Genomic DNA, 26,957 nt, shown 5'->3' on the forward strand with positions numbered 1-26,957 from the left:
GTGCGGGCGGTGGCGGAACGAGGGTGAAACGGTGAGCGCGGCGTTCGACGGCAGCGGCTACCGGCGACGGGTCCTGGCGCCGCTGCGTGCCCGGACCCCGGTGGACACGGCCGACCCCTACCTGGTCGCGGACCTTGATCCGCTGCTCGAGCACACCGACTCCGAGGTCGCCGCGCAGCTCGCCCGGGTGATGGCGTTCCTGCAGCGTGAGCGCAACTCGGCGAAGTACGCGGCGCTGGCCACCGAGCTGGTGCGCCGCCGCGGTGAGTGGGAGGCGCCGCTGCTCGACGGCGACGCCCGGGCCCGCCTGCGGCACACCGTCCTCGATGCCCGGCGCAACGGCGACGCCGAGCGGCTCGCCAAGGTCGACGGCTACCTCGTCACACTGCGTGATCGTTTTGGTGGCATCCCGGCCTCCAGGGTCGCCGGCCTGCGCCGCCTCGCGGCCGCGGCCGGGGTGACCGGGGCCGAGTTCGACGCCCGGCTGGGCCGCGAGGTCATCATCGCGGACGGCGGCGGCGCCGGCGTCGAGGCGCTCGCCCCCGAGGTCCGCAGCCAGATCCGGCAGCGGCTGGAGGACCTGCGCGTCCTGCGCGGCGGAGACCGGGCCGGCACCGCCTCCCTGTGGGACTTCCTCGGTCTGCCGCCCGACGCCGGGCCGGACCGCATCCGCTCCGCCTGGGAGGCGGTGGCGGCCGGCAACGCCCGGCGCCCGCACGACCGCGAGAAGACGCTGACGGCCGACCTGCTGGCCATGGTGCGCTCCCGGCTGGTCGAGGGTGACCCGGCGGCGTACACCGCGGGTCTGCTCGCCGATGTCGCCGACGAGCTCCGCCCGATCGTCGAGGAGCACGTCGTGCTCGACGGCGAGCTGACGGCGGTCGCCTACGAGGGGCTCGTCCGGGCCGCCCTGGCCGCCGGCCGCGGGCTGGGCGCCGAGCAGGCGAAGACGGTCATCCTGGGCATCGCCCGCAACCTGGGCGCCGCGGTCAGCACCGGCGGCGCCGTCGACTACGTGCTGTGCCCCGGCTGTGGACGTCCCGAGCCGGTCGGCGGCTCGCGGACCTGCCGGTACTGCGACGCGGGGCTCTACACCACCTGCCCCGGGTGCGCCTCGCTCACCGAGGCCGCCGCAGTGACCTGCCGGCGCTGCGGGTACAGCCTGCGCCAGGTCCGGGCCGCCGGCGACGCGCTCGCCGCCGTGCGCCAGGCGCTGGAGGCCGGCCGCCCCCGCGAGGCGAGCGACGGCCTCGCCCGGGTGCGCGCGGCCGTCGCGGCCGCCGGCTCGGGGGCCGGCAACGGGACGGCGGAGGCCGCCGACGAGCTGGAGTCGCTCGTCCGGGCCGGGCTCGGCGCCGCCGAGGCGGGCTGGCGGGCACTGGCGGAGGAACGCTCCACCCTGCGCTCCGACGCCGCGGTGGAACGCGCCCGCTGGCTGGTCGCCCGCGCGGCGGACGTCCCCGGGCCGGACGGCCGCCCGCCGGCCGAGGTGCTCGGCGAGCTGACCGCGCAACAGGCCGTCATCCGGCGCCGGGTCGAGGCCGCCCGCGGCCTGCCGCCCGAGCAGCAGGAGGCCGCGCTGGTCGCCGTGCTCGCCACCGCCGTCGACAGCGCGGACGCGCTGCGCGCTCTCGCTGCTCTGCCGCTGCAGCCACCGACCGATCTGACCTCCGTGCTGGCCGACGACGCGGTCCTGCTGCGCTGGCGGCCGTCCGCCTCGGCCGGCCCGGTCACCTACCGGGTGGAGCGGGTCGCCGTCGACCCCGGCTCCGGGCAGCTCACCCGGCGCGGCCTGGGCACCACCAGCTCCACCGAGCTCGCCGACGCGGGCGCCCCACCGTGGACGCCGGTCCGGCACGAGGTGACCGCGCTCTCCGGCGAGCGGCGCTCCCGGCCGGTCAGCACCGCGCCGGTCATCGCCGTGCGGGACGTCGCCGACCTACGGGCCGAGGCGACCCCGACCGGGGTCCGCCTCACCTGGCGGCCGAGCGGGCCGTCCGACACCGTGACGATCGAGCGCACGGTCGATCCCGACTCGTCGGTCTCCGCCCCGCCGCGCCGGGCCCGGGTGACCGGCGGGAGCTTCCTCGACTCCGACGTGCTGCCCGGTGTGGGCTACCGCTACCGCGTGTTCGTCGAGTACACCGACGTCGACGGCAGCGCCGCCCGCACCTCGGGGTCGCGGGCCGAATTCGGCCTGCTCACCCGGCCGCGACCGGTCACCGACCTGGTCGTCGGCGCCGAGGACGGGCAGGTCGCCCTGCGGTGGACGCCGCGTTCCGGGGCCGAGGTGCGGGTCTACGCGACGGCCGTCCCCCCGTCCGGCGGCGCCGTCGGCGCTCTCCACCCGGGTGGTCCCGGTGCGGACGGGTCGGGCTCCGGTGCGAACGGGGCCGGTGGGTATGGCGTGGGTGCGTACGGTGCCGGTGGGCAGGGTGCCGGTGGGCACGGTTCCGGTGGGCACGGCACCGGGGTGCTTGGCGCCGGCGCGGTGTCGGTCGGGGCGGGGGAGTTCGGGCGGGGGCCCGAGCCGAGCTCCGGCCCGCTGGCGCTGCTGGGCGGCGAGGGCGCCGAGGTCCCGCTCGCCGCGCTGACACCACCGCTGCGACTGGTCGGCGCGAGCCGGCAGGGCCACCTGCGGGACGCGGCGGTCCCGCTTGCTCCCGGCACCGGCGAGCTGATCTACACCCCGGTCACGGTCGTCGGTGGTCTCGGTGTGCTCGGCCGCTCGGCTCCGCACCGCTTCCCGGTGGTGACGCATGACGTCTCCGAGTTCACCACCGGCATCGCCGACTTCCCGACCGGCAACGGTGGTCACGGTCCCGGCAACGGTGGTCACGATCCCGCCAGCGCCGGGCTCGGTCCCGCGCAGTCCGCCCCGCCGGGCCACGGGGGTACCGCTCCCGGCCATGGCGGTGGCCCGCCGGCCGGTGGGCCACCGCTGCCCGCGGTGTCCGCGGACGCCCGGCCGGTCATGATCGACGTCATGCCGTCCCCGGAGACCGTCCGGGCGCCCGGGGGCGCTCCGCTCGTAGCTCCCGTACCTGTCGGTCCGTCGTCCCCAGGTGGTCCGGCGTCTCCGCTCGGTCCGTCGTCTCCGGTCGGTCCGCCTGTATCGGGTGTCCTGCCGTCCCCGGGCGTTTCGCCGGTGACCGGAGCCCAACCCTTTCCCGGTGCCCAGCCGTTCACGGGTGCCCCGCCGCTTTCGGGTGCGCAGCCGCTTTCGGGTGCGCAGCCCGCTCCCGGCGCGTCGCCGGTGCCGGGCCCTCCGCCGGCGACAGGTGCCCTTCCGATCCCCGGCGGTCCGGCGGGGCCCGGCGGGCCGAGCGCCGGAGGCGGCGCGCCGGGGACTGGCGGGGGCCCTGTGGGCCCGCCGACGGTGGGAATGCCGCTGCCCGTGGCGTCGGACGAGTCCGGGGCGGACCAGCGTCCGGGACACGAGGAGTGGTCAGCCGCCGGCCCGCGGCCCGCGGCTGACCCGGTTGGCATGCCGGACCCGATGGGCATGCCGGACCCGATGGGCGCCGCCGCACCCGGGTCGGGACCGGCGGCCGCCACGTCCGGGGCGCACCCCGGCATGGGGACGGGTCCGGCGACGCCCGACGTCGGCGTGCACCCCGTGGCGCCGGCCGGTCCCGGCGCACCCGGCCCCGGCACGCTCGCCGCGCCGCCCCCCGCACCCGCCCAGACCCAGGGCCACGCCCTGGTTCCCGGGCCGCCCGCGCCGTTCGGTTCTCCGGCCCAGCTCCAGCCGCCGGTGCCGGTGCCACCGCCGGCGGAGCTGACGTCCGTCACCTATTCGGTGTCGAAGGCGGGGTGGCGCCGGCGGACCCTGCGCGTCCAGGTGCGGGTGACCGGGCCGGCCCCCCGGCTGGTGCTGTTGGCGCGGCCCGGCGAGGAGCCGCCCGGGTCGCCGGCCGAGGGACAGGTGCTGGCCGAGTTGCAGCCGGCTCCGAGCTCGGGGTCGTGGACCATGGAGGTCACCCTCGAGGGGGCGCAGCTCCCGTGGGGGGTCCGGCTCCTGCCGGTGGTCACGCCGGGTGCTCCGGCGGTGTGGATCGACCATCCTGAGGACCCGATGCTCGTCGTCCGCTGAGCGTCCCCGCGGACGAGGGCCCTGGTCTCGCCCGCCACCCGCGGGGCGGTGGCGGGCGATTGCGACGGTCGCGTGCGCTCCGACCTGCTTGGTGACAACCAGCCGCGCTGTCACCGCCGTCCTCGTGTGTTCCGGACGAACCGTGAACTCTTTCGCTGTTCGCCCGTCGTTGTGAGCAGGATCGCCAAAGATGATCGGATTGTTGTGTATCCGTTACTTTGGCTGTCGTGTTATGGATGGTATTTGCCGTGCTGGCACTTTCCTCCTATCGCACCAGCTGTTTCCGGGGTAGTACCACCCCCGTTCTGGTTAGTCCCTTACGATGGCTTCGATCAGCTCTGGGGCACTTTCGATCAGTCCCAGGGTGGTAAGGCCGGATTCTGCCGGATCCGGCCGTTGCAGCCGGAGAATCCGTCGGACGCCGTCGGCTCTGGCGCCGAGGCGGCACGCTGGGTCCCACCACGGTGGTGGTGGCCCGGAGGGGACGAGCCGCAGGGAGACCGCGCACAGCCGGTTTCCCGCGTGTGCCGAGTTGTTTGTCCGTCGATGCTCCGTCCGACGCCACGACCGAAAGGCGGCGCGCGAGCATGGCCTCGACACCCGGCGGCCGACCGACCCCTCAGGTCGACCGCACCTCCCGGTTCGGCTTCGGCCGGAATCCCGCGGGCGCCCCGGCGTCCCGGCCGCCGCGGCCGCGCCGCCGGCACCGCTTCGGCCGTGGGCCGCGGCTGGGCCTGGCAGCCGGCTTCGTGCTGGCGCTGTCCCTGCCGCTGGTGGCACCGGCCGGTGCCGCGCCGACGGCCGCCACACCGACACCGTCACCCACCGTGGGCACGACCCCGGAGGCTGACGGAACCTCGTCGCCCGTGCCGTCCTCGTCGGCCGGGGGTGTCGCCGACCAGCAGGTCCCGGTCGCCGGCCTGACCTCCGGCCCGGCCACCGCCGGGCAGTCGAAACTGACTCTCGTCCTGTTCGACAGCGACATCGTGCTCGTCGGCGGGCGTGGCTTCGGGCCCGGCAAGGACGTGGCGGTCACCGCCGCGACCACCGACCTCGGTGGCTCCGCGAGCGCCCGGTCCGGCGCGGACGGCCGGTTCATCCTCGGCTTCCAGGTGCCGCTTGGCTTCTCCGGCCGGGTGACCGTGACGGCGAAGCAGGAGTCGGTGGAGGCCAGCGGCACGCTCGACGTCGTCGACGCTGGCACGCCGGGCCTGGCGAACGGGGCGGCCAACGGCGCCGAGGTCCCCGCACCAGCCCCGACGGCGAGTCCTGTCCCGGGCCCCGCGGCCACCCCGGCGCCGACGACCGCCGAGCCCACGACTTCGGAGCCCACGGCCTCCGGGCCCACCAGCTCGGAGCCGACGGGCACCGCTCGGGCCACCACCCCCCCGAGCACCGGCCGGCGGGGCTCGCCGGCGCCGACCGCCGTACCCGCGCCAGCGCCCACGGCCGCGCCGTCGGCGGGGAGCGGGACGGGCACCGGCACCACCACCGGCGGCACCGGCCGGCTCTCCGGCCTGCCCTGGATGTCCGGCGTCTACCCGTCGCACGTCCTGTCGCAGGTCATGTCCTTCGGGACGTGGCGCGGGCGGGCGAACGACGTGGCGCACGTGTTCACCGTCCGTACCCAGGGCTGGAACGCGATGGTCGAGCCGCGCTGGCCGCTGGACCTGTACAAGGCCTTCCCGGGCAAGCTGATCATCAGCCAGCCGACCTATCCGAAGGGCCAGGGCAACAACGCGGCCTGCGCCCGCGGCGAGTACGACAGCTACTGGAAGACCTTCGGCACGTTCCTCAAGAACAACGGCCGCGCCGATTCGATCGTCCGCATCGGCTGGGAATTCAACGGCAAGTTCATGTACTGGCACTCGGACCCGGCCGGGACGGAGTTCCGCGACTGCTTCCGCAAGATCTCGACCGCCATCCGCTCGACGGACCCCGCGGTGAAGATCGACTGGACGTTCAACGCGCACGCCTCGCCGGTTCCCAACGGGGGCACCCCGTGGGCGGCCTACCCGGGTGACGAGTACGTCGACTATGTCGGCATCGACTCCTACGACTGGTACCCGCCGTCGCGGGACGAGGCCACCTGGAAGAAGCAGTGCGAGGACCCGAACGGCCTGTGCTACCTGCTTGAGTTCGCCCGCCAGCACGGCAAGAAGGTGGGCGTGGGCGAATGGGGCGTGTCCTCGTGCAGCCGCAACGGCGGCGGTGACAACCCCTTCTACATCCAGAAGATGTTCGACACGTTCACGAAGTACGCGGACGTGATGGCGTACGAGGCGTACTTCCACGACGCGGCGCCCGGCAACGTCTGCTCGACCATCATGAACGGCGGCCAGAACCCGAAGGCGTCCGCCCTGTACAAGAAACTGTTCGGCTCGCTCTGAACGGCGCCACTCAGCGCTGCTCGTCTTCCGGGCAGCGCTGAGCAGCCCGGTCCGAACGGCGGACCGCTCTCGGCACACAGATGATCGTTCGTTTCAGTGAACGGGCCGTCACCCCGGCATCGCGGGGGTGACGGCCCGTTCGTCTGCCGACCAACACCTGTGCACGGAGGCGTCGTGTGCTGTTTCGTGTCGAACTCCCGGAGTGGCGCGGTAGCGTCAGCCCCGGGCACCATGTCCAAGCCCGCCCTGTGACCTGCGCGGTTGCGGTTCCCGCTTACGAGGGCTCGCGGGATCGCTCGCGCAGGCCCGCCGGATCGTCCGTCCCCGGATCGTCGGATCGTCTCGACAGGAGCGCGCCGCTTGCGTCACTTCAGCTTCCTGGACGGCCAGGCCGCCAGGACCCTGTTCCACCGAGCTCCGGAAGAGATCACGACCGGCGGTGACCGGCGGCTCGTCGCCACCGCGCTCGGCGCCACCCTGTACGCCCCCGGTACCCGCCCGCGACTGGCCTCGGACGTCCGCCGCCAGGTGGCGGCCGGGGTGACCTCGATGGTCCTCTGCCTGGAGGACGCCATCGCCGACCACGAGGTGCTCGGGGCCGAGTCGAACGTGGCCGCGGCGCTCGCCGACCTGGGGGAGGATCCGCCGGTCTGCGGTGACGGTCTGCCGCTGCTGTTCGTCCGGGTGCGCGCCGTCGCGCAGATCCCGGCGCTGCTGGCCCGGCTGGGCGGGCCCGCGCGCTCCCTGCTCGCCGGGTTCGTCCTGCCGAAGTTCGGGGAGGAGAGCGGCGAGGCGGCGCTCGAGGCGGTGCTGCGCGGGTCCGACACCCTCGGCCGGCTGCTGTGGGCGATGCCCGTGCTGGAGAGCCCGCAGGTGATCTACCGCGAGACCAGGATCGAGGCGCTGACGGCCGTGCGCCGCCTCGTCGACAAGCACGCCGACCACGTGCTGGCCGTGCGGCTGGGCGCCACCGACCTGTCCGGGGTGTTCGGCCTGCGCCGCGACCGTGACCTGACCATCTACGACATCGCGGTGGTACGTGACTGCATCGCCGACATCGTGAACATCTGCGCCCGCGGCGGCGACCACGTCGTCACCGGCCCGGTGTGGGAGTACTTCGCCCAGCCCGAGCGGCTGTTCGTGAGCTCCCTGCGGGTGACGCCGTTCGAGGAGGCCGACCTCGTCGACGGCAGCGAGCGCGGCGCGCGGATCCGCACGGAGCTCGTCTCGGCCGACCTCGACCGGCTCATCCGGGAGGTCGTCCTCGACAAGGCCAACGGACTGATCGGCAAGACGGTGATCCACCCGAGCCACGTGCCGGCCGTCCACGCCCTGTACGTCGTGACCCAGGAGGAGTACGAGGACGCGGAGGCGGTCCTCGAGGGGGACGCGGGCGGCGTCCGGCCGAGCAGCTACGCGAACAAGATGAACGAGCTGCGCCCGCACCGGCCGTGGGCGCAGGCCGTGCAACGGCGGGCACGGGCCTTCGGCGTGCTGCGCGAGGGCCTCACCTTCGTCGACGTTCTGGCCGCGACGCAGGACGCGTTGCGGTGACCGGGCAGGATCGGATGCTCGGCCAGGACCGGACGCGTGACCCCGACTGGCTGTGGGAGGAGCTCGGGCTGGGGATCGAGGTACGCGGCGGCGAACCGGCCGCGCCCGCGGACGCGGCCGAGCTGCGCCGGCTCGTCGGGCTGGCGCTGCGCCGCAACCCGCTGCGGGCGCACCTGCTCGTCAGCCGGGTCCTCGGCAAGCACCTGCCGGTGCCGCCGGCTACCGCGCTGGACGCGGCGGCCCGCCTGGCCGAACGGGTGCGGGCCCTGCCGGCACCCGCCCGGTGGGCCGGCCCCGGGCCGGGGGCGGCCGAGGTCCCGCTCGTCATCGGGTACTGCGAGACCGCCACCGCGCTCGGGCACGCCGTCGCCGACGGCCTGCCGAACAGCCACTACCTGCACACGACGCGGCGCCGGGTACCGGGCAGCACGCCTGTCCTGGAATTCGTCGAGTCGCACTCGCACGCCACCCACCACTGGCTCATGCCCGCCGATCCCGGTGTGCTGGAAACCCCCGGCCGGCTGCTGCTCGTCGACGACGAGCTGTCGACCGGACGGACGGCGATGGGCACCATCCGCATCCTGCATGCCTTCGCCCCCCGAACGGACTACGCAGTGGCGGCGCTCGTCGACGCCCGGCCGCCGTCCGCCCGGGCTGCCTTCGACGCCCTCGCCGCCGAGCTCGGCATCCGCCTGGACGTCGTCTCCCTCGTCGCGGCGACCGTCACGGTGCCCGCGGACGTGACGGCCCGGGCCAGCCGGATCCGCGCCGCTTTCGGCGCCCCGACCCCTGCCGAGGGCGGCGGCGACGGCGTCGCCGACGATGACGGCGGCCGCGCGGAGCACCGGGTCACCCGGGTGGCGGTGAGCTGGCCGGCGGGTCTGCCGGACGGGGCACGCCACGGCTGGTCCCCGGCCGCCCGTGAGCGCCTCACCGACGCGGTTCCGGCCGTGGCGAAGGACGTCCTGGCGGGACTGCCCGACCCCGCCCGCGGCGGGGACATCCTGGTCCTGGGTACCGAGGAGTTGATGTACGTGCCGATGCGGCTGGCGGACGGCCTGGCGGAACTGACCGGGCGCAGGGTGGTCTACCAGTCGACGACCCGCTCCCCGGTCCATCCGCTCGACGTCGACGGCTACGCCATCCGGGCGGCGCTGACCTTCCCGGCGCCCGACGGCCCCGAGCGGGTCAGCCACGTGTACAACGTGACGCCGGGCCGCTACGACGACATCGTGCTCGTCGTGGACTCGGGGATGGACGACCGCGGGCCGGTCCCCGACGGCCCCGACCTGGACGGCCTGCTCACCGAGCTGCGCCGCTGCGCCGACGTCACCGTCGTCACCATCCCCTGCCACGTGCCGGCGGCGCGCGGCGCCGAGGACGCCCGGTGAGCGCGGTGCGGCCCGTCGTGACCGGCGGGCGAACGCTGATCGGCTCCGGCTCCTACCTGCCCGAGGATGTCACCTTCCTGCTCACCGACCTCAGCGCGGCGAACCTCGAACGGCCGACGGAGGACCGCGAGGAGGGCTTCCAGTCCGGCCGGCACTACTCCGAGGACCTGCCGATCGAGTACCAGCCCGACGCCGCCTACCTGCGGATCTACCACCAGGCGCTGGAGCGGTCCGCACGGCGGGTGGCGTTGGCGACCGGGATCGTCGCGGAGCTCGTCCGGCACACCAAGCCCGCGCCGGTGATCGCCTCGATCGCCCGCGCGGGCACGCCGATCGGAATCCTGATGCGTCGCTGGTACGCGCTCCGGCACGGCCTGGACGTCCCCCACTACGCGATCTCGGTCATCAAGGACCGCGGCGTCGACATGAACGCCCTGCGCCACATCACCGACCGTCACGACCGCGCGGCCATCCAGTTCGTCGACGGATGGACCGGTAAGGGGGTGATGACCCGGGTGCTGGCCGAGGCGGTCCGCGGCCTCGGCGTCGACGACACCCTGGCCGTGCTCGCCGACCCGGCCCGCTGCGTGCCGCTGTTCGGCACCCGCGACGACTTCCTCATCCCCAGCGCCTGCCTGAACTCCACGGTCAGCGGGCTGGTCAGCCGGACGGTGCTCAACGCCGAGCACATCGGCCCGGACGACTTCCACGGCGCGAAGTTCTACCGGGAGCTCCTCCCGCACGACCTCTCCCGGCACTTCATCGACACGGTCGTCGACCGGTTCGACGAGGTGGCCGACGAGGTCGAGGCGGCCTGGCCCCGGCTGTGGGCCGCCGACCGGACACCGACCTGGGAGGGCTGGGCCGCCGTCGAGCGCATCGCCGAGCGGTTCGACATCCCGGATGTGATCATGGTGAAGCCCGGGGTGGGCGAGGCCACCCGGGTGCTGCTGCGCCGGGTTCCGTGGCGCATCCTCGTCGCCCCCGACCGGCTGGACGAGCTCGCGCACGTCCTGGCGCTGGCCGAGGCGCGCGGGGTGCCGGTGGAGGAGATGGCCGACCTGCCCTTCTCCTGCGTCGGCCTGGTGCGGCCGGTACGCGCCGCGGACGGCGAGAGACCGGTGTTCCACACCCCGGCGGCGCGCTGGCGTCCGGAGACGCCGTGACCGCCCCGCCCCGCCCCGCGCCGGTGCCGGTGCCGGCGCCGGACGGTCCGCACCTGCTGGCCTGCGACCTCGACCAGACGCTGATCTTCGCCCGGAAGTCCTTCCGGCTGGCCTCCGGGACGGCCGAGCCGGAGGTGACCCTGGTCGAACGGATCGACGGCGTCCCCTCGGCCTACTCCACCACCCGCGCGCTCGACATCCTCGCCCGCCTGCACCGGACGGCGGTCTTCGTCCCGGTCACCACACGGACCCTCGCCCAGTACCGGCGGATCGACCTCGGGGTGCGCCCCGCGTTCGCGATCGCGGCCAACGGCGGGCACCTGCTCGTCGACGGCGAGCCCGACCCCGCCTGGGCGGAGCAGGTCGCGGCCCGACTCACGGGCACCTGCGCGCCGCTGGCGGAGATGGAGGCCCTGGCCGCCCGGCTCGACGCCGCCGGATGGGCCCGCATCGTCCGGGTGGCGGACGGCCTGTTCGTCTACCTGGTCGCGCACAGCCGGGAGGCGATTCCCGACCTGTCCGACGTCGCCGCCGAGGTGGCGTCGGCGGGGTGGTCGCTGTCCACCCAGGGCCGCAAGGTCTACCTCGTTCCGACGGCCCTCACCAAGCAGGCGGCCGTCGCGGAGGTCGCCCGCCGGGCCGGCGCGTCCCGGGTGCTGGCCGCGGGCGACTCCGTCCTCGACGCGCCGATGCTCGCCGCCGCCGACCTGGCCGTCCGACCGGCGCACGGGGAGCTGCACGAGCAGGGCTGGCAGGCCCCGAACCTCACGGTGACCACCGCCACCGGCCTCCTGGCGGCAGAGGAACTGCTGACCCTCCTCCACACCTGGTCAACCTCCCACCCCGAGCCGGCCCGGTAACCATCGCGGCCCGGGGCCGCGCTCCTGCCGAGCCGAGCCGGAGGTGGGTCAGTACCGGAGCTGGGTCAGCAGGGGTGGCGGTCGGGCCTGGCGTTCCAGGCCGCGTACGCCGTCGCGTCGACCTCCTGGCAGACCTGCTCGATGTGGATGCCCCGCTCGTTCACGGGACGGCTGAAGTCCTCGTACGGGTAGGCGTCGTCGAAGCCGATCCGCACCAGGTCGGGTGTCGTGCGCCGGGGGCACGAGCGGGAGTTCGAGACCTGGCAGGAGAAGGCACGCCGGGTGCAGGCGAGGTCGCCGGGATTCCTGGGATACGAACTTTTCCGGCCGGTTCCCGGGGTGCAGGAGCACTGGGTCGCGCTTTTCCGGTACGACTCGATGCGGCACCTGGAGGAATGGCTGGATTCAGCCGCCCGGGAGAAACTCCTCGCGGACGGGCGGCGGCATTTCGCCGGTTTCGACGTCCGCACCGTGGGGTTGTCGTTCAGCGGCTGGTTCCGGTTCGGGGACGGCGCCGACGGTGCGCCGTCGCCCAACTGGAAGCAGGCCATGATGGTCCTGCTCGCGCTCACCGTCGGCTGACGGCCCCGCCCGCCCGCCGCTGAACCGGGCCGCCCGTGCGGCCCGGTGGCCCTGGGAGGTCGCGGGGCTTCGTGATACACCGGTGAAACCGTAGGTGACCGCGTTGTCCGGGCTGCCGTTGTTCGGGCCTTCGCCGACGCAGGAGGAACGCGTGACCGTGGCAGGCATGCACGCAGGAAGCGGGACGGACGGCGACGGCGGCGGCGCCGGTGGAGCGCTCGAGGCCGAGCTGGAGCGCCTGCAGACCGTGGAGCGCTTCGACCCGCCGCCGGGTTTCGCCCGTCGCCAGCCGTACGCCGCCGACGTGGCGGCGGCCGCCGCCGACCCGCTGGCCTTCTGGGCGGGAAAGGCACGCGAGCTGCTGACCTGGCAGAAGCCCTTCACCCGCGTCCTCGACGACGCGAACCCGCCCTTCTACAAGTGGTTCGACGACGGCGAGCTCAATGTCTCCGCCAACTGCCTGGACCGGCACGTGGCGGCCGGCCTGGGCGGCCGGGTCGCCTACCACTGGCACGGCGAGGAGGGTGAGCGTCGGGCCGTCACCTACTCCGAGCTGCTCGCCGACACCCAGCGGCTGGCGAACGGCCTGCGTTCCCTCGGGGTGGTCCCGGGCGACGTCGTCGGCATCTACCTGCCGATGATCCCCGAGGTCGCGGTGGCCATGCTCGCCTGCGCCCGCATCGGCGCGGTGCACAACGTGGTCTTCGGTGGGTTCGCGCCGTCCGCGGTGCGGGAGCGGATGGAGGTCTCCGACGCCAAGGTGCTGATCACCGTGGACGGGGCCCGCCGCAAGGGCCGCACCGCGGCGGTCAAGGCCGGCGTGGACGCCGAGCTGGGTGACCTGCCGAAGCTGGAGCACGTCGTGGTCGTCCGCTCCACCGGGCCGGTGGGCGGGGCCGAGACGGTGATGACGGCCGGTCGCGACGTCTGGTACCACGAGCTGCTCGCCGCCGCCGAGCCGCTGTGCCCGCCGGTGCCGCTCTCCGCCGAGCACCCGCTGTTCATCCTGTACAGCTCCGGGTCGACGGCGAAGCCGAAGGGCATCCTGCACACCACCGGCGGCTACCTGCTCGGTGCGACGTACACCCACCGCACGGTCTTCGACATCGACCCGGAGACCGACGTCTACTGGTGCTCCGCCGACGTCGGCTGGATCACCGGCCACTCTTACATCGTGTACGGCCCGCTGTCGAACGCCGTGACGAGCGTGATGTACGAGGGCGCGCCGGACTACCCGGACTACGACATCTGGTGGCGGCTGATCGCCGAGTACAAGGTCACCGTCTTCTACACCGCGCCGACGGCCATCCGGGCGTGCATCAAGTGGGGAGCGCGGTACCCGGAGCGGCATGACCTGTCGTCGCTGCGGCTGCTCGGCTCGGTCGGCGAGCCGATCAACCCGAAGGCCTGGCTGTGGTACCACCAGGTGATCGGCGGCGGGCGCTGCCCGATCGTCGACACCTGGTGGCAGACCGAGACCGGCTCGATCCTGATCTCGCCGATCCCCGGGGTGACATCGACCAAGCCGGGGTCGGCGACGACGCCGCTGCCCGGGATCAGCCCGGCGCTGCTGTCCGAGGACGGCGAGCCGGTCACCGAGGGCACCGGGGTCCTGGTGATCACCAGCCCGTGGCCGTCCATGCTGCGCACGCTCTACCGCGACGACGAGCGGTTCGTGCAGACCTACTTCTCCCGGTTCGGTCCCCGCACCTACGTCGTGGGCGACGCCGCGCGGCTCGACACGGACGGCTACTTCTGGATCATCGGCCGGATCGACGACGTGATCAACGTGTCGGGGCACCGGCTGTCCACCGCCGAGGTGGAGTCCGCGATCGTCGCGCACGAGGCCGTCGCCGAGGCGGCCGTGGTGGCCCAGTCGGACGAGGACACCGGCCAGGCGATCGTCGCGTTCGTGACGCTGCGCGGCGAGCTGGTCGGCGACGACGCCATGGTCTCCCAGCTCCGGGACCACGTCGCCCACCGGATCGGCAAGCTGGCCCGCCCGCGCCGCATCATCTGGGCCGACGACCTGCCCAAGACCCGGTCCGGCAAGATCATGCGCCGGCTGCTGCGGGACGTCGCCGAGGGCCGCGAGCTCGGTGACGTCACGACCCTGCGCGACCCGGCGGTCATGTCCGCGCTCGCCGAGAAGGTCGCCACCGCCCCCGACGAGTAGCCGCCGTCCCGTCCGTCCCCGCCGTCCGTCCCCGCCGCCCGTCCACCGCGCGGTGGACGGGCGGCGCGGAGTGCGGAATATCCGTCCTGGGGGGATCGTGGAGAAGTTGTTGCGGCTCGGCAACCGGCGGGTCGAACCCGGGTGCGGCGAGTTCATGCACCCTGTTTAGGCTTCCCGTCTCGTGAGAGCGCTGCGCCGATTCACTGTCCGTGCCCAGCTCCCGGAGCAGCTCGCTGCGCTGGGCGAGCTGGTTCTGAACCTTCGCTGGTCGTGGCATCCGGAGACCCTCGACCTGTTCGAGTCGGTCGATCCGGAGCTGTGGCGGGTCTGTGAGGGCGATCCCGTCCGGCTGCTCGGCGAGGTCGACCACGATCGGCTCGTGGCGCTCTCCGCCGACCGGAAGTTCCTGCGCCGGCTCTCCGACGCCGCGGACGACCTGCAGGAGTACCTGACCTCCGACCTCTGGTACCAGAAGCAGGCGATCCCGGGCGCACCCAGCGCCATCGCCTACTTCTCGCCGGAGTTCGGGATCACCGAGGTCCTCCCGCAGTACTCGGGCGGCCTGGGCATCCTCGCCGGCGACCACCTGAAGACCGCCAGCGACCTCGGGGTGCCGATCATCGGGGTCGGCCTGCTCTACCGGGCCGGCTACTTCGTCCAGTCGCTGTCGCGGGACGGCTGGCAGCAGGAGCGCTACCCCGGCATCGACCCGCACGGCCTGCCGCTGACGCAGCTCACCGACGCCGAGGGCGCCCCGGTGAAGGTCGCCGTCGGCCTGCCCGAGGGGCGCACCCTGCACGCCCAGATCTGGAAGGCGCAGGTCGGACGGGTCCCGCTGCTGCTGCTCGACTCCGACGTCGAGGACAACCAGTCCGCCGAGCGGGGCGTCACCGACCGCCTCTACGGCGGCGGGACCGACCACCGGCTCCTCCAGGAGATGCTGCTGGGGATCGGCGGCGTCCGCGCGCTGCGCGCCTACGCGGCCGTCACCGGCTCGCCGGCGCCGGAGGTCTACCACACCAACGAGGGCCACGCCGGCTTCCTCGGGCTGGAGCGCATCCGCGAGCTCACCGAGACCGGGCTGAGCTTCGACGAGGCGCTGGAGGCCGCCCGCGCCGGCACGCTGTTCACCACCCACACGCCCGTGCCCGCCGGTATCGACCGGTTCCCGAAGGACCTGGTGGCCCGCCACTTCGGCGGCGACAACAGCTGGCCCGGCGTCCCGGTCGACCGGGTGCTCGAGCTCGGCGCCGAGCCCGACCCCAACGTGTTCAACATGGCCCACATGGGCCTGCGGCTGGCCCAGCGCTCCAACGGCGTCAGCAGCCTGCACGGCATCGTCAGCCGGGAGATGTTCGCCGGCCTGTGGCCCGGCTTCGACCACGCCGAGGTGCCGATCGGCTCGGTGACCAACGGCGTGCACGCCCCGACCTGGGTCTCCCGCTCGATCACCGAGCTGGCCGACCGCCAGCCCGGCCCCGGCCTGCTCAGCGGCGGCGCCGAGGCCTTCATCCGGTTCGACAAGGTGTCCGACGAGGCCATCTGGGCGACCCGGCGGGAACTGCGCGAGCAGCTCGTCGCCGAGATCCGGCGCCGGGTCCGCGTCTCCTGGCTGCAGCGCGGCGCGGCCCCCGGCGAGCTCGACTGGGTCGAGTCCGTCTTCGACCCGGACGTGCTCACCATCGGGTTCGCCCGCCGGGTGCCGTCCTACAAGCGGCTCACGCTGATGCTGCGTGACTCCGAGCGCCTCAAGCGGCTCCTGCTGCACGCCGACCGCCCCGTCCAGATGGTCATCGCGGGCAAGGCCCACCCGGCCGACGACGGCGGCAAGCTGCTCGTCCAGCAGATCGTCCAGTTCGCAGACAACCCGGCCGTGCGCCACCGGATCGTCTTCCTGCCCGACTACGACATCGGCATGGCCCGCTTCCTCTACGCCGGCTGCGACGTCTGGCTGAACAACCCACTGCGCCCGCTCGAGGCGTGCGGCACGTCCGGGATGAAGGCGGCGCTCAACGGCTGCCTGAACCTCTCCATCCGGGACGGCTGGTGGGACGAGATGTTCGACGGTCAGAACGGTTGGGCCATCCCGACCGCGGACGGCGTCGAGGACCCCGACCGCCGCGACGACATCGAGTCGGCGGCCCTGTACGACCTGCTCGAGAACACGGTGACGGCGCGCTTCTACGACCGGGCGACGCCGACGTCCGCCCCGCCGCGGTGGACGGCGATGGTCAAGCACACCCTCTCCACGCTCGGCCCGCAGGTGCTGGCGACCCGGATGGTGCGCGAGTACGTCGAGCGTTACTACGTGCCCGCCGGGGTGTCGGCCCGCCAGGCCACCGAGGGCGACCTCGCCGGGGCGCGCGACCTCGCGGCCTGGAAGCACCGGGTGCGCAGCGCCTGGTCGGGCGTCCACGTGCTCAACGTCGACTCGGCCGGGCTCGGGGACACCCCCCAGGTGGGCCAGTCGCTGGTCGTGCGGGCGACGGTCGACCTCGGCGGGCTCGACCCGGCCGACGTCGAGGTGATCGCCTCCTACGGCCGGGTGGACGAGACCGACCGCATCATGGCGCCCGGCACGCTCCCGCTGACCGACGTGGGTGAGGGGGAGGGTGGCCACGGCCACCGGTACGAGGGCACGATCCCGCTCGGCCGGACCGGCCCCTTCGGCTACACGGTGCGAGTCCTGCCCCGCCATCGCCTCACCGCAAGCCCAGCCGAACTAGGCCTGGTCACAAACCCCTGACCCACCCCCGCGCCCTGGGCCTCCGGCCTCCGGGCCCAGGGCGGCCGGTGTGGTGGCCGAGTGTCATCGTGGACTCACTCGGCCGCCACACTGCAATCGGAGCCGCCGAGGGCCCGCAGGATGAGGACTGTTCGTCCGGCCACGTCGAGTTGCGCGCCGGCCGCCAGCGTCCGGCGGGGCTCGGTGATCGTGTCCGGGAACCCGGCGAGGTCGTCCGCGGCGGTGTCGAGCAGCAGGTCGTACCAGGTCGCCCAGGGCGCCCCGGGGAGCACGACCGTCCGGTCCTCGCCCTCAGGATGGATGACCAGCAGCAGGCTCTCCCCGGTGATCGGCGTGCCCGCGGCGTCGGTCCACTCGATGCCCTCCCCGGCCAGGTGCGCCACCAGGATCGCCACCTGCGGGGCGTTCCAGTCCGCGGCCGACATCACCGCGCCGTCCTGCCGGAACCAGGTGATGTCGGGCAGCCGCTGCGGGGTCGGCGCGCCACCGCGGAAGAACCGCTGCCGCCGCAGCACCGGCGCGGCCCGTCGCAGTCTGCTCAGCCCGCCCACCAGCGTGACCAGCGCCGGATCGGGACCTGCCGGATCCGCGGCCGGCACCTCGCCGGCCGGCACCTCGCCGGGCCCACCGGCCTCGGGGGTTCCTGCCGTTCCGTTCGGCCAGGCGAGCCAGGAGACCGCGTTGTCCTGGCAGTAGGCGTTGTTGTTGCCGCCCTGCGAACGTCCCAGCTCGTCGCCGGCGAGCAGCATCGGCACACCGGCCGACAGCAGCAACGTGCTGATCAGGGCCCGGCGGGCCCGGCGGCGGTTCGTGAGGATCTTCGGGTCGTCCGTCGGTCCCTCGGCGCCGTGGTTCGACGACCGGTTCTCCGACTCCCCGTCCCGGTTGCCCTCCCCGTTGGCCTCGTTGTGCTTCTCGTTGTACGAGACCAGGTCGGCGAGGGGGAAACCGTCGTGCGCGGTGACGAAGTTGACCGAGGCCCAGGGCCGGCGTCCCGAATGCTCGTAGATGTCGGACGAGCCGGTGATCCGGTACCCGAGATCCGCCACGCTGCCGGTGCGGTCGCTGAAGATGTCACGCAGGGTGTCGCGGAACCGGCCGTTCCACTCGGCCCACGGCGCCGGGAACGCGCCGACCTGGTACCCGCCCCAGCCGAGGTCCCACGGCTCGGCGATCAGCTTGACCGAGGACAGCAGCGGGTCGGCCTGGATCGCGGTCAGCAGCGGCGCGGCCGGCTCGAACCCGTCCGGTGACCGCGCGAGCGCCGTCGCCAGGTCGAAGCGGAACCCGTCCACCCCCATCTCGGACACCCAGTACCGCAGCGAGTCGCAGATCAGGCGCACGACGTGCGGCGACGTGGCGTCGACGGTGTTCCCGCAGCCGGTGACATCGCGGTAGCGGCGCGGGTCGGTGGGTTCGACGCGGTAGTAGGCGATGTTGTCCAGGCCGCGCAGGCTCAGTGTCGGCCCGCGCTCGCTGCCCTCGGCGGTGTGGTTGTAGACGACGTCGAGCAACACCTCGATACCCGCGTCGTGCAGCACGGCGACCATGGCGCGAAACTCGGCGACGGGGTCGTCCGTGGCCGCGTAGCCGGGGTGCGGGGCGAAGAACGCCAGCGTGTTGTAGCCCCAGTAGTTGGATCGGCCGTTCTCCAGCAGCGTCGTCTCGGAGATGTGCGCGTGGACGGGCAGCAGCTCGACCGCGGTGACACCGATCCGCAGCAGGTGGTCGACGACCGCCGGATGCGCCAGGCCGGCGTAGGTCCCGCGCAGCCGCTCGGGCACCCCCGGGTGAAGCATGGTGAAGCCCCGGACATGCAGCTCGTACAGGATCGTGTCGGCCCAGGCCGTCCGCGGCCTGTTCGCGGCCGGGTCCGGCCCCGTCACGGACCCGGCGGCAGACCCCGTGACGGATCCCGCGGGAGGCCGCGTGACGGGTCCGGTCACGACGCCCTTTGGCACATACGGTGCCGAGTCCCGGTCGTCGGGGTCCTGCCCGTAGGGATCGCCGGCCACATACCCGTGCACCGCCGGATGGGGCACGAAGCTTCCCGTGACCCGGCGCGCATAGGGGTCGAGCAGCAGCTTCGCCGGGTTGTACCGCTCGCCGCGCCCGGGCGCGTACGGCCCATGAGCCCGCAGGCCGTAGGCCTGCCCCGGGCCCACCCCGGGGATGTAACCGTGCCAGACACCGCCGTCCCGTTCGGGAAGCCGGTACCGCGTCTCACCACCTGAAGTGGTCTCCGCGCCACCGTCCGTTCCGCGGGCCGGGTCGGTGCCGAGGTCGGTGCGGCCGGTGGCGCCCGAGCCGTTCTGGCCGCCCGAGCCGTTCTGGCCGTCGAACACACAGAAATCCACCGCGTCGGCACCGGGCGCCACGACGGCGACGTTGACTCCCTCGCCGTCCCACCACACGCCGAGCGGGGTGGCCGAGCCGGGGCGGATCATGGGAACGACGCTAACCGCCACATCATCCGGTGGTCCCCCGAACTCTCACCTCCACCCATCCCAAGTGACCGGCGTCACTTCCCCTCCCGCGGCGCACCCAGTTGGCCGACGCCCGGACCCTGTCGGCCCCCACCCGGGCCCGAGGTGCCCCATCTGGCGTGGTCCCGGCCCGGCTTCAGGGCCTTCGGCGCCTGGGGGAGCTTGTGTGCCTCGGGCAGGCTCTCGCCGGGGAAGGGTGTGGGCTGAGTGTGGTCTTGGGGTGGTTGTTGGCGGCCTGAACGTGGAGGCCTACTCGTCTAGTGTTGGCTGCGGCCCGGCGGGGGAGTCTCCGGCGGGCGGGTGGCTCACGGATGCGCGGAATCGTGATGAGGATTCATGGTTTCGCGACGATGCGGAGGTTTGGCGATGGCGGTCGTGCGGCTCGAGGTCTCCGACGGTGTCGGGACGATCAGGCTGGACCGGCCGCCGATGAACGCGCTCAACGCGGCGCTTGCCGCTGAGCTGCGCGCCGCCGCCCTCGAGGCCACCGCCCGGGCGGACGTCCGGGCCGTTGTCATCTACGGCGGCGAGAAGGTGTTCGCCGCCGGGGCGGACATCAAGGAGATGGCGGGGCTGGACGTCGCTGGCATCACCGGCTGGGTCCGCGATCTGGCCGCGGCCTTCGACCTGGTGGCGCGTATCCCGAAGCCGGTCGTCGCGGCCGTCACGGGCTATGCCCTCGGCGGCGGCCTGGAGCTCGCGCTGTGTGCCGACTTCCGGGTCTTCGCCGAGAACGCGAAGGTCGGGCTGCCCGAGATCACCCTCGGTGTGATCCCGGGCGCCGGTGGCACGCAGCGCCTGCCGCGGCTCGTCGGGCCGGCCCGGGCCAAGGATCTCGTCTTCAGCGGCCGGCAGGTGCGGGCCGCCGAGGCGGAGGCGATCGGGCTGGCCGACAAGGTCGTCCCGGCCGATGAGGTGTACGCCGAGGCCCTGCGGATGGCGGGTCGCTTCGTCACGGGGCCCGCCCTGGCACTGGCCGCGGCGAAGCAGGCGATCGACGACGGCGGCGACCTCGCGCTCTCCGAGGCGCTGCGGTTGGAGTCGGCGCTGTTCATCGGCCTGTTCGGTACCGAGGACCGCCGCCACGGCATGGACTCGTTCATCGAGCGCGGCCCGGGCAAGGCCGACTTCGTCGGCCGCTAGCTAGCCGTCGCAGCACCCGACATCGGCCCCGGCTCGGTCTGCGGTCCGGGCCGGCCGGCGCGAGGCTCGGCCCGGCTCGGTCAGTGCAGGCCCGGGGCCGGGTTGGTCAGCGTAGGGCCAGGTCGGCGGTCACCGGCTTGTGGTCGCTGCCGAACTCGGAGCCGACCTGGTAGCCGGTGACCGCGAAGGCCGGTGACGCGAGGACGTGGTCGATCCGCAGCACCGGTGGGAACGCGACCGTTTTCGCGTTCCAGGTCGGTGTCCAACCGGCGCCGAGGACGTCGTGGGCGTCGCGCACACCGGCGGAGAGCAGCCGGCGCAGCGGACGGTGGTCGCGGGTGGCGTTGAAGTCGCCGGCGAGCACGACCGGCAGTTTCGACGTCTCGACGTCCTCGCGGAGGTGGTCGAGTTGGGCGCGCCACCGTTTCGCGTAGTCCCCGCTGGTCGGCGAGATCGTGTGTACCGCGTACATGACGAAGGAGCGGCGCTCGTCGACCCGCACCGTCGTGCGCAGTGACATGCTGCCGGCCACCTCGGGTGCCGCCGTGTCCGACAGCGGGAAGCGGGAGAACACCGCCGAGCCGAACGCGCCGTCCTGCGGGTGGACCTCGGAGTACCGGTACTCCTTCAGTGCACCTGACGCCTGGACGTCCGCCAACGTCAGCGGCGAGAGCTCGACCAGCACCAGGACGTCGGGGTCGGCGGCCTCGATCTGCCGGCCCAGCCGGCCGGCCTCGGTGTTGGAGTAGAGCAGGTTCGCGCTCATCACCCGCAGCCGGGCCGAGCCCTGCGGGACGTCGTCGGCGTCGCCGGGGAGGACCTCGGGCAGCGCCCAGACCAGGTGGGCGACTACGAGCAGCGCACAGAAGATCATGAGCAGGTTGCGCCGCAGCGCGAAGCCGATCGCGAGCGCCGCGTAGACCGGCAGGTACAGCAGCGGTGTCAGCGCGTTGAACGAGGCGAACGGCCAGGCGAACGCGTCGTCGAGGTGGACGAGGCGCACCGCGGCGATGACGGCGAGCGCCACCGTGACGACCCAGGCGGCGAGCACCAGGGCGATCCGGGCCGGCGGATGCGTCCCGCCTGCCCGGCCGGGCGGGTCGGACGGGATCGCCGGGATGTCGCCCGCGCCGATGCCCGTGCCCGTCCCGGCACCGACGTCACCCCCGCCGCTTCCGCTTCCGCCGTTGCCGCCGCCGCTCCCACCGCCGTCACCTCCGCGGCTTCCGCCGCTGTCGGTAGCTCCGCCGATGTTGGTGCCGTTGCTGGAGGTGGGGGCGCGTCGGCCGATGCGGCGGCCGATGCCCTTCGCGGGGCTCACCGGACATAGGGTGCCCGGTCCACGCCGGTCAGCCGACGGCGGGTTCCGGCCGCTGCGGGGAAGGTCGCACGAGACCAGCGGCGCGTGAGCGCCACTCACGGGCCGCGACGGCTTTCGAGAAGCCGGCGATCGTCCGGTCCAGCTCGGCGAGTTTGTTGACGATCCGGGTGGAGGACACCGGACCGGCCACCTCAACCGCCCGGTACCCGGCTTCGAGGGCCGCCTCGAGCTCGGGGCGCGGGCGTTTCAGGTAGGACAGCGCCAGGTCCGCCTCTGCGTACGCGCGGGTCCGGGCCCGCGCCGGACCCTGCAGGTCACGTGCCTCCAGCAGCCGCTTCTCGGCCATCTCCGCCCGGCCCAGCAGGAGGAAGCAGTGGCCCTGACACTCGGCCACGTCGCCGATGTTGTAGTGCCCGGCCCAGGACGGGGCGTCGCCGGGCTCGCGGGAGATCGTGCGCTCCAGCGCGTCCAGGGCACGCATGCAGCCGGCCTCGTCGCCGTTGCGGGCGAGGGCCCACGCCAGCTTGTCCTGCAGCATCGCCTGCACGGCCGGCGCGGACTGCCGGGCGGACCGGTCGATCGCCGCGCGCGCCAGGGACAGACTGTGCCGGTTGTGCCCCAGGGCCGCGGACTGGTCGCTCATCGCGGACAGTACCCGGCCGGCCATCATGACGTCGTCGGCGTGCTCGGCCAGCGTGAGTGCCTGGATGTAGTAGCGCTGGGCCAGTGCCTGGCGGTTGCAGTCCTGGGCGAGCCAGCCGCTGAACTGGGCCAGCTCTGCGAGGGCGCCGAAGGTGTCGGTGTCGGCCGGTCCTGCCACGGCCGCCCGCGTCCGGTCGTGCAGGAACGTCACGACCTGGGGGCGGATCTCACTGCTGCCGAACCGGGCGTCCAGGCGGCGGAACGTCTCGGTCATGTCCCGGATCATCGCTCCGCCGGACGGGGAGGACGGGACGTCCGCGCTGATCCGGCGGATCATGCCGGTGAGGCTGGACAGCACGGGGTCGGCGAAGGCGGTGGCGACGAAGGCCGCCCCGTCATGTAGGACGTCACGTCGCCGCATGTCTCGTCCCGAAAGTCCAGCGAGCGTCCGCAGGGTGTCGTCGGGGATGTCCGCGACGGCGAGGCCGAGGTCGTCGCGTTCACTGGCTTCGCCCCGCCAGCTGAGGTCGGCGGGGGTCACCGGGTAGCCGACGAGGGCGGAGAGTTCGGCCGCGGCCAGCTCGGCGACCATCGGGTCCCGGGGCCGCATGCCGCGGCGCCAGTGCCCGACGGTCGTCCGGGCCAGGCCGAGCTCGATGCGGCGCTGGGATCGGGCGCGGTTGTTGACCTGACGTGCGAAGCGGGTGTCGGAGACGTTGGCCTCGGCGAGCAGGCGGGAGAACAGGGTCGGCGTGCCGGATTCGCCGGTGTCGGGGCTGGTACCGGCACCCCTGGTGCCGCCTGCGCGGGTGCTGCTGGCGCCGCCAGCGCCACCCGCGCCGGTGGACGTTCCGCCGGCGGCCTTGCCCGCGGCAGCCTTCGCCGTCGGCCTGGCGCGCCCGGTGGATGCCATCGACGGCGCCGGGACCTGGTTGTTCGGGAGCTGGGTGGCCGGGATGTGCGTGCCCGGGATGTCGGCGGCGGACTGCGCTGTCGAGATGCGGTCCGGCGGGATGATCTCCGGGGAGGTGTGGTCCGGGGAGATACGGGCCGACAGGCGGCCCGGCCGGATCGGGCCCGACAGGGCCAGGGGCGGCCCAGCCACCATGAGTTCTTCCGCGACCATCGGACCCCCGTCTGCTCGATGTGGCCGGATGGGCCTTTACCAGGCCCTCGGCTACCTCATGGGGCAGAAAGTAGCCGATTGGTCACACATTCAGGAAGAGGGTGTGCAGTAGTGGGCCGGAATGCACGGTCATGGTGGGACCCGGGCCTCTTGCGGTAGGGGCGGTCGAAGTGGGAGACATCATGGCAAACCAGGCCGCTGTCGCGGCGGTGCCGGGCGGCGTCGATGGCCGATCCGTTAGATCGGTCCGCCCGCGGACGCGCCCGGTGGGCGTTACCCGTCCCGCCGCCGCGCGCGGTCGGTGGCCGTCGCCGTGGGTGGGCGGCCGTGTCGCGATACGCCGGTCGAGGCTGCGCCGGCCGGCGCCGTTGTGTCCGGATGATGTCTCCCGGATGTCCGTCACCGCCGGGCTGGCATGCCCGGAGCGGGCGGATTGCGGCCTGCATCACGGCGCCGATCATCGGGCATGTCAGGGCGTCAGATGCGACGATGCGTGGAGGACCGACATCGATATTGCTGGCTACGGAGGCCCCAAGGCGTGAACATCGTGGTTACCGTCAAGCAGGTTCCCGATACCTGGGCGGAGAAGAAGCTCGACGCCTCGGACAAGACGGTCGACCGTAAGAGCGTCGACAACGTCATGAACGAGATGGACGAGTACGGGGTCGAAGAGGCCCTGAAGATCAAGGAAGCCCATGGCGGCGAGGTGACGGTCGTCACGATGGGGCCGGAGAAGGCCGTCGAGACGATCCGCAAGGCTCTCTCGATGGGCGCCGACAAGGCGGTGCACCTGACCGACGAGTCGCTGCACGGCTCCGACGCCCTCGCCACCTCCGCCGCGCTGGCGAAGGTGATCTCCACGCTCTCGCCGGACCTGATCATCACCTCCTCGGAGGCCTCCGACGCCCGAGGCGGCGTCATGGGCGCCCTCCTCGCGGAGCGTCTCGGTCTGCCGCAGCTCACGCAGGCCCGCAAGGTCACGGTCGACCCGGGCGCGAACAAGGTCTCCGTCGAGCGCCTCGCCGACAACGGCTACGCGCTCGTCGAGGCGACCCTGCCGGCCGTCGTGGGCGTGGTCGAGAAGATCAACCAGCCGCGTTACCCCTCGTTCAAGGGCATCATGGCGGCCAAGAAGAAGCCGCTGACCAAGCTCTCGGCCGCCGACGCCGGTCTCGACGCGGGCTCGGTTGGCCTCGCCGGGGCGACGTCCACGGTTGTCGACGCGCAGCCGGCACCGCCGCGCCAGAGCGGCACCATCGTCAAGGACGAGGGCGATGGCGGCGCGAAGGTCGCTGCGTTCCTCGCGGCCCAGAAGCTCATCTGAGGGGTTGTTGTTCGATGGCTGAAGTTCTTGTACTCGTCGAGCACAGCGATGGCGAGCCGAAGAAGGTCACGGCCGAGCTGCTGACGCTGGCCCGCACGATCGGCGAGCCGTCGGCGGTGTTCCTCGGCGGCCCGGGCAGCTACGCCAAGGCGAAGGAGTACCTGGCCCAGTACGGCGCGGCCAAGGTCTACCTGGTCGAGTCCGAAGACGTCGCCGACTACATCGGGGCGCCGGCGGCCGAGGTCCTGTCGAAGCTGGTCGCGGACGTCTCGCCCGCAGCCGTCCTGGCCGCGGCCACGCCGGACTCCCGTGAGGTCGCGGCCCGCACGGCCGCCCGCACGGATTCCGGCCTGATCTGGGACGCCACCGCGCTCACCTCCGACCTGACGGCCACCCAGGGCATCTTCGGCGGTTCGACGATCGTCAACTCGAAGGTCACCAAGGGCACCCCGATCGTCGTCGTCCGGCCGAACTCGACCGCACCCGAGGCCGCGCCGACGACCCCGGTGGAGACCCCGGTCGACATCGCGATCTCCGACGCCGCGAAGGGCGCGAAGATCGTGGACCGCGTCGTCGAGGCGAAGTCCGGCCGTCCGGACCTCACCGAGGCCCAGGTCGTCGTCTCCGGCGGCCGTGGCCTGGGTGCCGCCGAGCACTTCGCGCTGGTCGAGAAGCTGGCCGACACCCTCGGCGCGGCCGTCGGCGCCTCGCGCGCCGCGACCGACGCCGGCTGGTACCCGCACCAGAACCAGGTCGGCCAGACCGGTAAGACGGTGTCGCCCCAGCTGTACATCGCGGTCGGGATCTCCGGCGCCATCCAGCACCGGGCCGGCATGCAGACCTCGAAGACGATCGTGGCGGTCAACAAGGACCCCGAGGCCCCGATCTTCGAGTTCGCGGACTACGGACTGGTCGGTGACCTGTTCAACGTCGTCCCGCAGCTCACCGAGGAGATCCAGAAGCACAAGGCCGGCTGACCAGCCGAGCCGCTCCATCCGGGACGGCCCGCGACCGGGCCGTCCCGACCGGGCGCAGGACGGCCGGGTGCGTTCCCTCTCTGTCCGGAGGGCCGCACCCGGCCGTCGCCGTTCCCGGGGCGCTGAGGTCGTCTCCCGGCCGAAGCCTCTCCCGGTCCCGCCGCCCCCGGCTCCTGAGCAGGGGCAGTCCGCGCCACCGACGGTTACGCTCGGTGTCGAACTGGGAGCGGGAGGTGTCTGAGTGTCGCTACGTCACGGGTTGCTGGGGCTGCTCGCGGAGGGTCCGGCCAGTGGCTACGACCTCACGAGGCGATTCGAGCAGGTGCTGGGCGCCGTCTGGCCGGCCGGGCACCCGCAGATCTACGGGGAGCTGAGCCGGCTCGCCGGCGACGGCCTGATCGAGATCGACAGCGAGGGCCCCCGCGGCCGCAAGGCCTACCGGATCACCGACTCCGGCCTGGACGAGATCAGGCGCTGGCTGCGTGAGCCGTCGGAGGTCGACCACACCATGCGGCTCCAGTCGCTGCTGCGGTCGTTCTTCTTCTGGCTCATGGAACCGGCGGACCTCAACCAGCACCTGGTGCGCGAGGCCGAGTTCTTCGCGTCGGCGGCCGGCCGGTACCGCGCCTACGCGCAGGCCACCGACCGCGGCGACTTCCCCGACACCCCACAGAACCGGTCGCTGCGCCTGGCGATCGAGGGCGGAGCGCGGCTGTACGAGGCCCTGGCCGGCTGGGCACGGTGGGCGGCCGAGCGCTCCGAGGCGGCGGGCGGACGTCCACGGCCCTGAAACGCGAGCCGGCAGCTCTCGGGCGCATCGGAAGCCACCTGGGCGCAGCAGGCAACCGCGAGAACACCGATACCCGGCCATGGACGTCGAAGCGTGCGATACCCGGCCACGGATGTTCCCCGTGGGCACGGGTGTCGGGGCGCTCGATATGGGGTAGCAGTCCTGAAGCGGCGACGCCGGGAGGCAA

17 protein-coding genes are annotated in these 26,957 nt (G+C 73.3%); 13 read left to right on the plus strand and 4 right to left on the minus strand.

Features of this window, described 5'->3' with window-relative positions; translation table 11 throughout:
* Nucleotides 1-31 precede the first annotated feature (31 nt).
* The 6 genes from AC559T_RS24455 (at nucleotide 32) to AC559T_RS24480 (ending at nucleotide 11,457) form a co-directional block, all read left to right on the plus strand.
* Complete coding sequence (locus AC559T_RS24455) at nucleotides 32-4,096, plus strand: zinc ribbon domain-containing protein (RefSeq protein ID WP_498870223.1); 4,065 nt, start codon at nucleotides 32-34, stop codon at nucleotides 4,094-4,096.
* A gap of 587 nt (nucleotides 4,097-4,683) precedes the next feature.
* Nucleotides 4,684-6,486, plus strand: a complete 1,803-nt coding sequence (locus AC559T_RS24460; protein ID WP_071066004.1) for a glycoside hydrolase family 26 protein — start codon at nucleotides 4,684-4,686, stop codon at nucleotides 6,484-6,486.
* Between the two features lie 360 nt (nucleotides 6,487-6,846).
* On the plus strand, nucleotides 6,847-8,040 hold the full coding sequence (locus AC559T_RS24465; RefSeq protein ID WP_112108182.1) for an HpcH/HpaI aldolase/citrate lyase family protein: 1,194 nt from the start codon (nucleotides 6,847-6,849) through the stop codon (nucleotides 8,038-8,040).
* Nucleotides 8,041-8,054: 14 nt separating this feature from the next.
* Nucleotides 8,055-9,431: a phosphoribosyltransferase family protein gene (locus tag AC559T_RS24470; RefSeq protein WP_368954419.1), complete on the plus strand. Its 1,377-nt coding sequence runs from the start codon at nucleotides 8,055-8,057 to the stop codon at nucleotides 9,429-9,431.
* On the plus strand, nucleotides 9,428-10,597 hold the full coding sequence (locus AC559T_RS24475) for a cysteine protease StiP family protein (RefSeq protein WP_071066006.1): 1,170 nt from the start codon (nucleotides 9,428-9,430) through the stop codon (nucleotides 10,595-10,597). The genes AC559T_RS24470 and AC559T_RS24475 overlap by 4 nt, the downstream gene beginning before the upstream one ends.
* Complete coding sequence (locus AC559T_RS24480; protein ID WP_498870224.1) at nucleotides 10,594-11,457, plus strand: sucrose-6-phosphate hydrolase; 864 nt, start codon at nucleotides 10,594-10,596, stop codon at nucleotides 11,455-11,457. The genes AC559T_RS24475 and AC559T_RS24480 overlap by 4 nt, the downstream gene beginning before the upstream one ends.
* 65 nt (nucleotides 11,458-11,522) lie before the next feature.
* Here the strand turns inward: AC559T_RS24480 and AC559T_RS24485 are convergent, their stop codons facing one another.
* The gene (locus tag AC559T_RS24485; protein ID WP_235014521.1) at nucleotides 11,523-11,672 is read right to left on the minus strand and encodes a hypothetical protein; all 150 of its coding nucleotides are present in this window, start codon (nucleotides 11,670-11,672) and stop codon (nucleotides 11,523-11,525) included.
* A 13-nt stretch (nucleotides 11,673-11,685) separates the two neighbouring features.
* Here AC559T_RS24485 and AC559T_RS24490 point away from each other — a divergent pair, with 13 nt between their 5' ends.
* The 3 genes from AC559T_RS24490 to glgP all read left to right on the plus strand — a co-directional run bounded on the left by AC559T_RS24490 (nucleotide 11,686) and on the right by glgP (nucleotide 16,961).
* Nucleotides 11,686-12,039, plus strand: coding sequence for an antibiotic biosynthesis monooxygenase (locus AC559T_RS24490; protein ID WP_235014519.1), 354 nt, complete (start codon nucleotides 11,686-11,688; stop codon nucleotides 12,037-12,039).
* Between the two features lie 166 nt (nucleotides 12,040-12,205).
* Nucleotides 12,206-14,215, plus strand: coding sequence for an acetate--CoA ligase (gene acs, locus AC559T_RS24495; protein WP_498870225.1), 2,010 nt, complete (start codon nucleotides 12,206-12,208; stop codon nucleotides 14,213-14,215).
* 181 nt (nucleotides 14,216-14,396) lie between these two features.
* A complete protein-coding gene (gene glgP, locus AC559T_RS24500) occupies nucleotides 14,397-16,961 on the plus strand; it encodes an alpha-glucan family phosphorylase (RefSeq protein WP_112108181.1) in 2,565 nt (854 codons plus the stop codon).
* 74 nt (nucleotides 16,962-17,035) lie between these two features.
* On the opposite strand, the gene glgX is transcribed toward glgP, so the two are convergent.
* Nucleotides 17,036-19,408 (minus strand): glycogen debranching protein GlgX, encoded by a 2,373-nt coding sequence (gene glgX, locus AC559T_RS24505; RefSeq protein WP_498870226.1) that lies wholly within the window; start codon nucleotides 19,406-19,408, stop codon nucleotides 17,036-17,038.
* A 405-nt stretch (nucleotides 19,409-19,813) separates the two neighbouring features.
* Between glgX and AC559T_RS24510 the strand changes: the two genes are divergently transcribed.
* A complete protein-coding gene (locus AC559T_RS24510; protein WP_071066009.1) occupies nucleotides 19,814-20,590 on the plus strand; it encodes an enoyl-CoA hydratase/isomerase family protein in 777 nt (258 codons plus the stop codon).
* A 106-nt stretch (nucleotides 20,591-20,696) separates the two neighbouring features.
* Here the strand turns inward: AC559T_RS24510 and AC559T_RS24515 are convergent, their stop codons facing one another.
* Together AC559T_RS24515 and AC559T_RS24520 are read right to left on the minus strand one after the other, a co-directional pair.
* Nucleotides 20,697-21,911, minus strand: a complete 1,215-nt coding sequence (locus AC559T_RS24515) for an endonuclease/exonuclease/phosphatase family protein (protein WP_235014518.1) — start codon at nucleotides 21,909-21,911, stop codon at nucleotides 20,697-20,699.
* Nucleotides 21,912-21,939: 28 nt separating this feature from the next.
* A complete protein-coding gene (locus AC559T_RS24520) occupies nucleotides 21,940-23,661 on the minus strand; it encodes an NsdA family TPR-like regulatory protein (RefSeq protein ID WP_420497695.1) in 1,722 nt (573 codons plus the stop codon).
* A gap of 556 nt (nucleotides 23,662-24,217) precedes the next feature.
* Here AC559T_RS24520 and AC559T_RS24525 point away from each other — a divergent pair.
* The 3 genes from AC559T_RS24525 to AC559T_RS24535 all read left to right on the plus strand — a co-directional run bounded on the left by AC559T_RS24525 (nucleotide 24,218) and on the right by AC559T_RS24535 (nucleotide 26,770).
* Complete coding sequence (locus AC559T_RS24525) at nucleotides 24,218-25,003, plus strand: electron transfer flavoprotein subunit beta/FixA family protein (protein WP_041253713.1); 786 nt, start codon at nucleotides 24,218-24,220, stop codon at nucleotides 25,001-25,003.
* A 14-nt stretch (nucleotides 25,004-25,017) separates the two neighbouring features.
* Nucleotides 25,018-25,980, plus strand: a complete 963-nt coding sequence (locus tag AC559T_RS24530) for an electron transfer flavoprotein subunit alpha/FixB family protein (RefSeq protein WP_071066011.1) — start codon at nucleotides 25,018-25,020, stop codon at nucleotides 25,978-25,980.
* 241 nt (nucleotides 25,981-26,221) lie between these two features.
* Nucleotides 26,222-26,770, plus strand: a complete 549-nt coding sequence (locus tag AC559T_RS24535; protein WP_020458713.1) for a helix-turn-helix transcriptional regulator — start codon at nucleotides 26,222-26,224, stop codon at nucleotides 26,768-26,770.
* Nucleotides 26,771-26,957: the final 187 nt, after the last annotated feature.

This window comes from Frankia sp. Hr75.2 (assembly GCF_949319125.1).
Classification (GTDB): Bacteria; Actinomycetota; Actinomycetes; order Frankiales; family Frankiaceae; genus Parafrankia; species Parafrankia soli.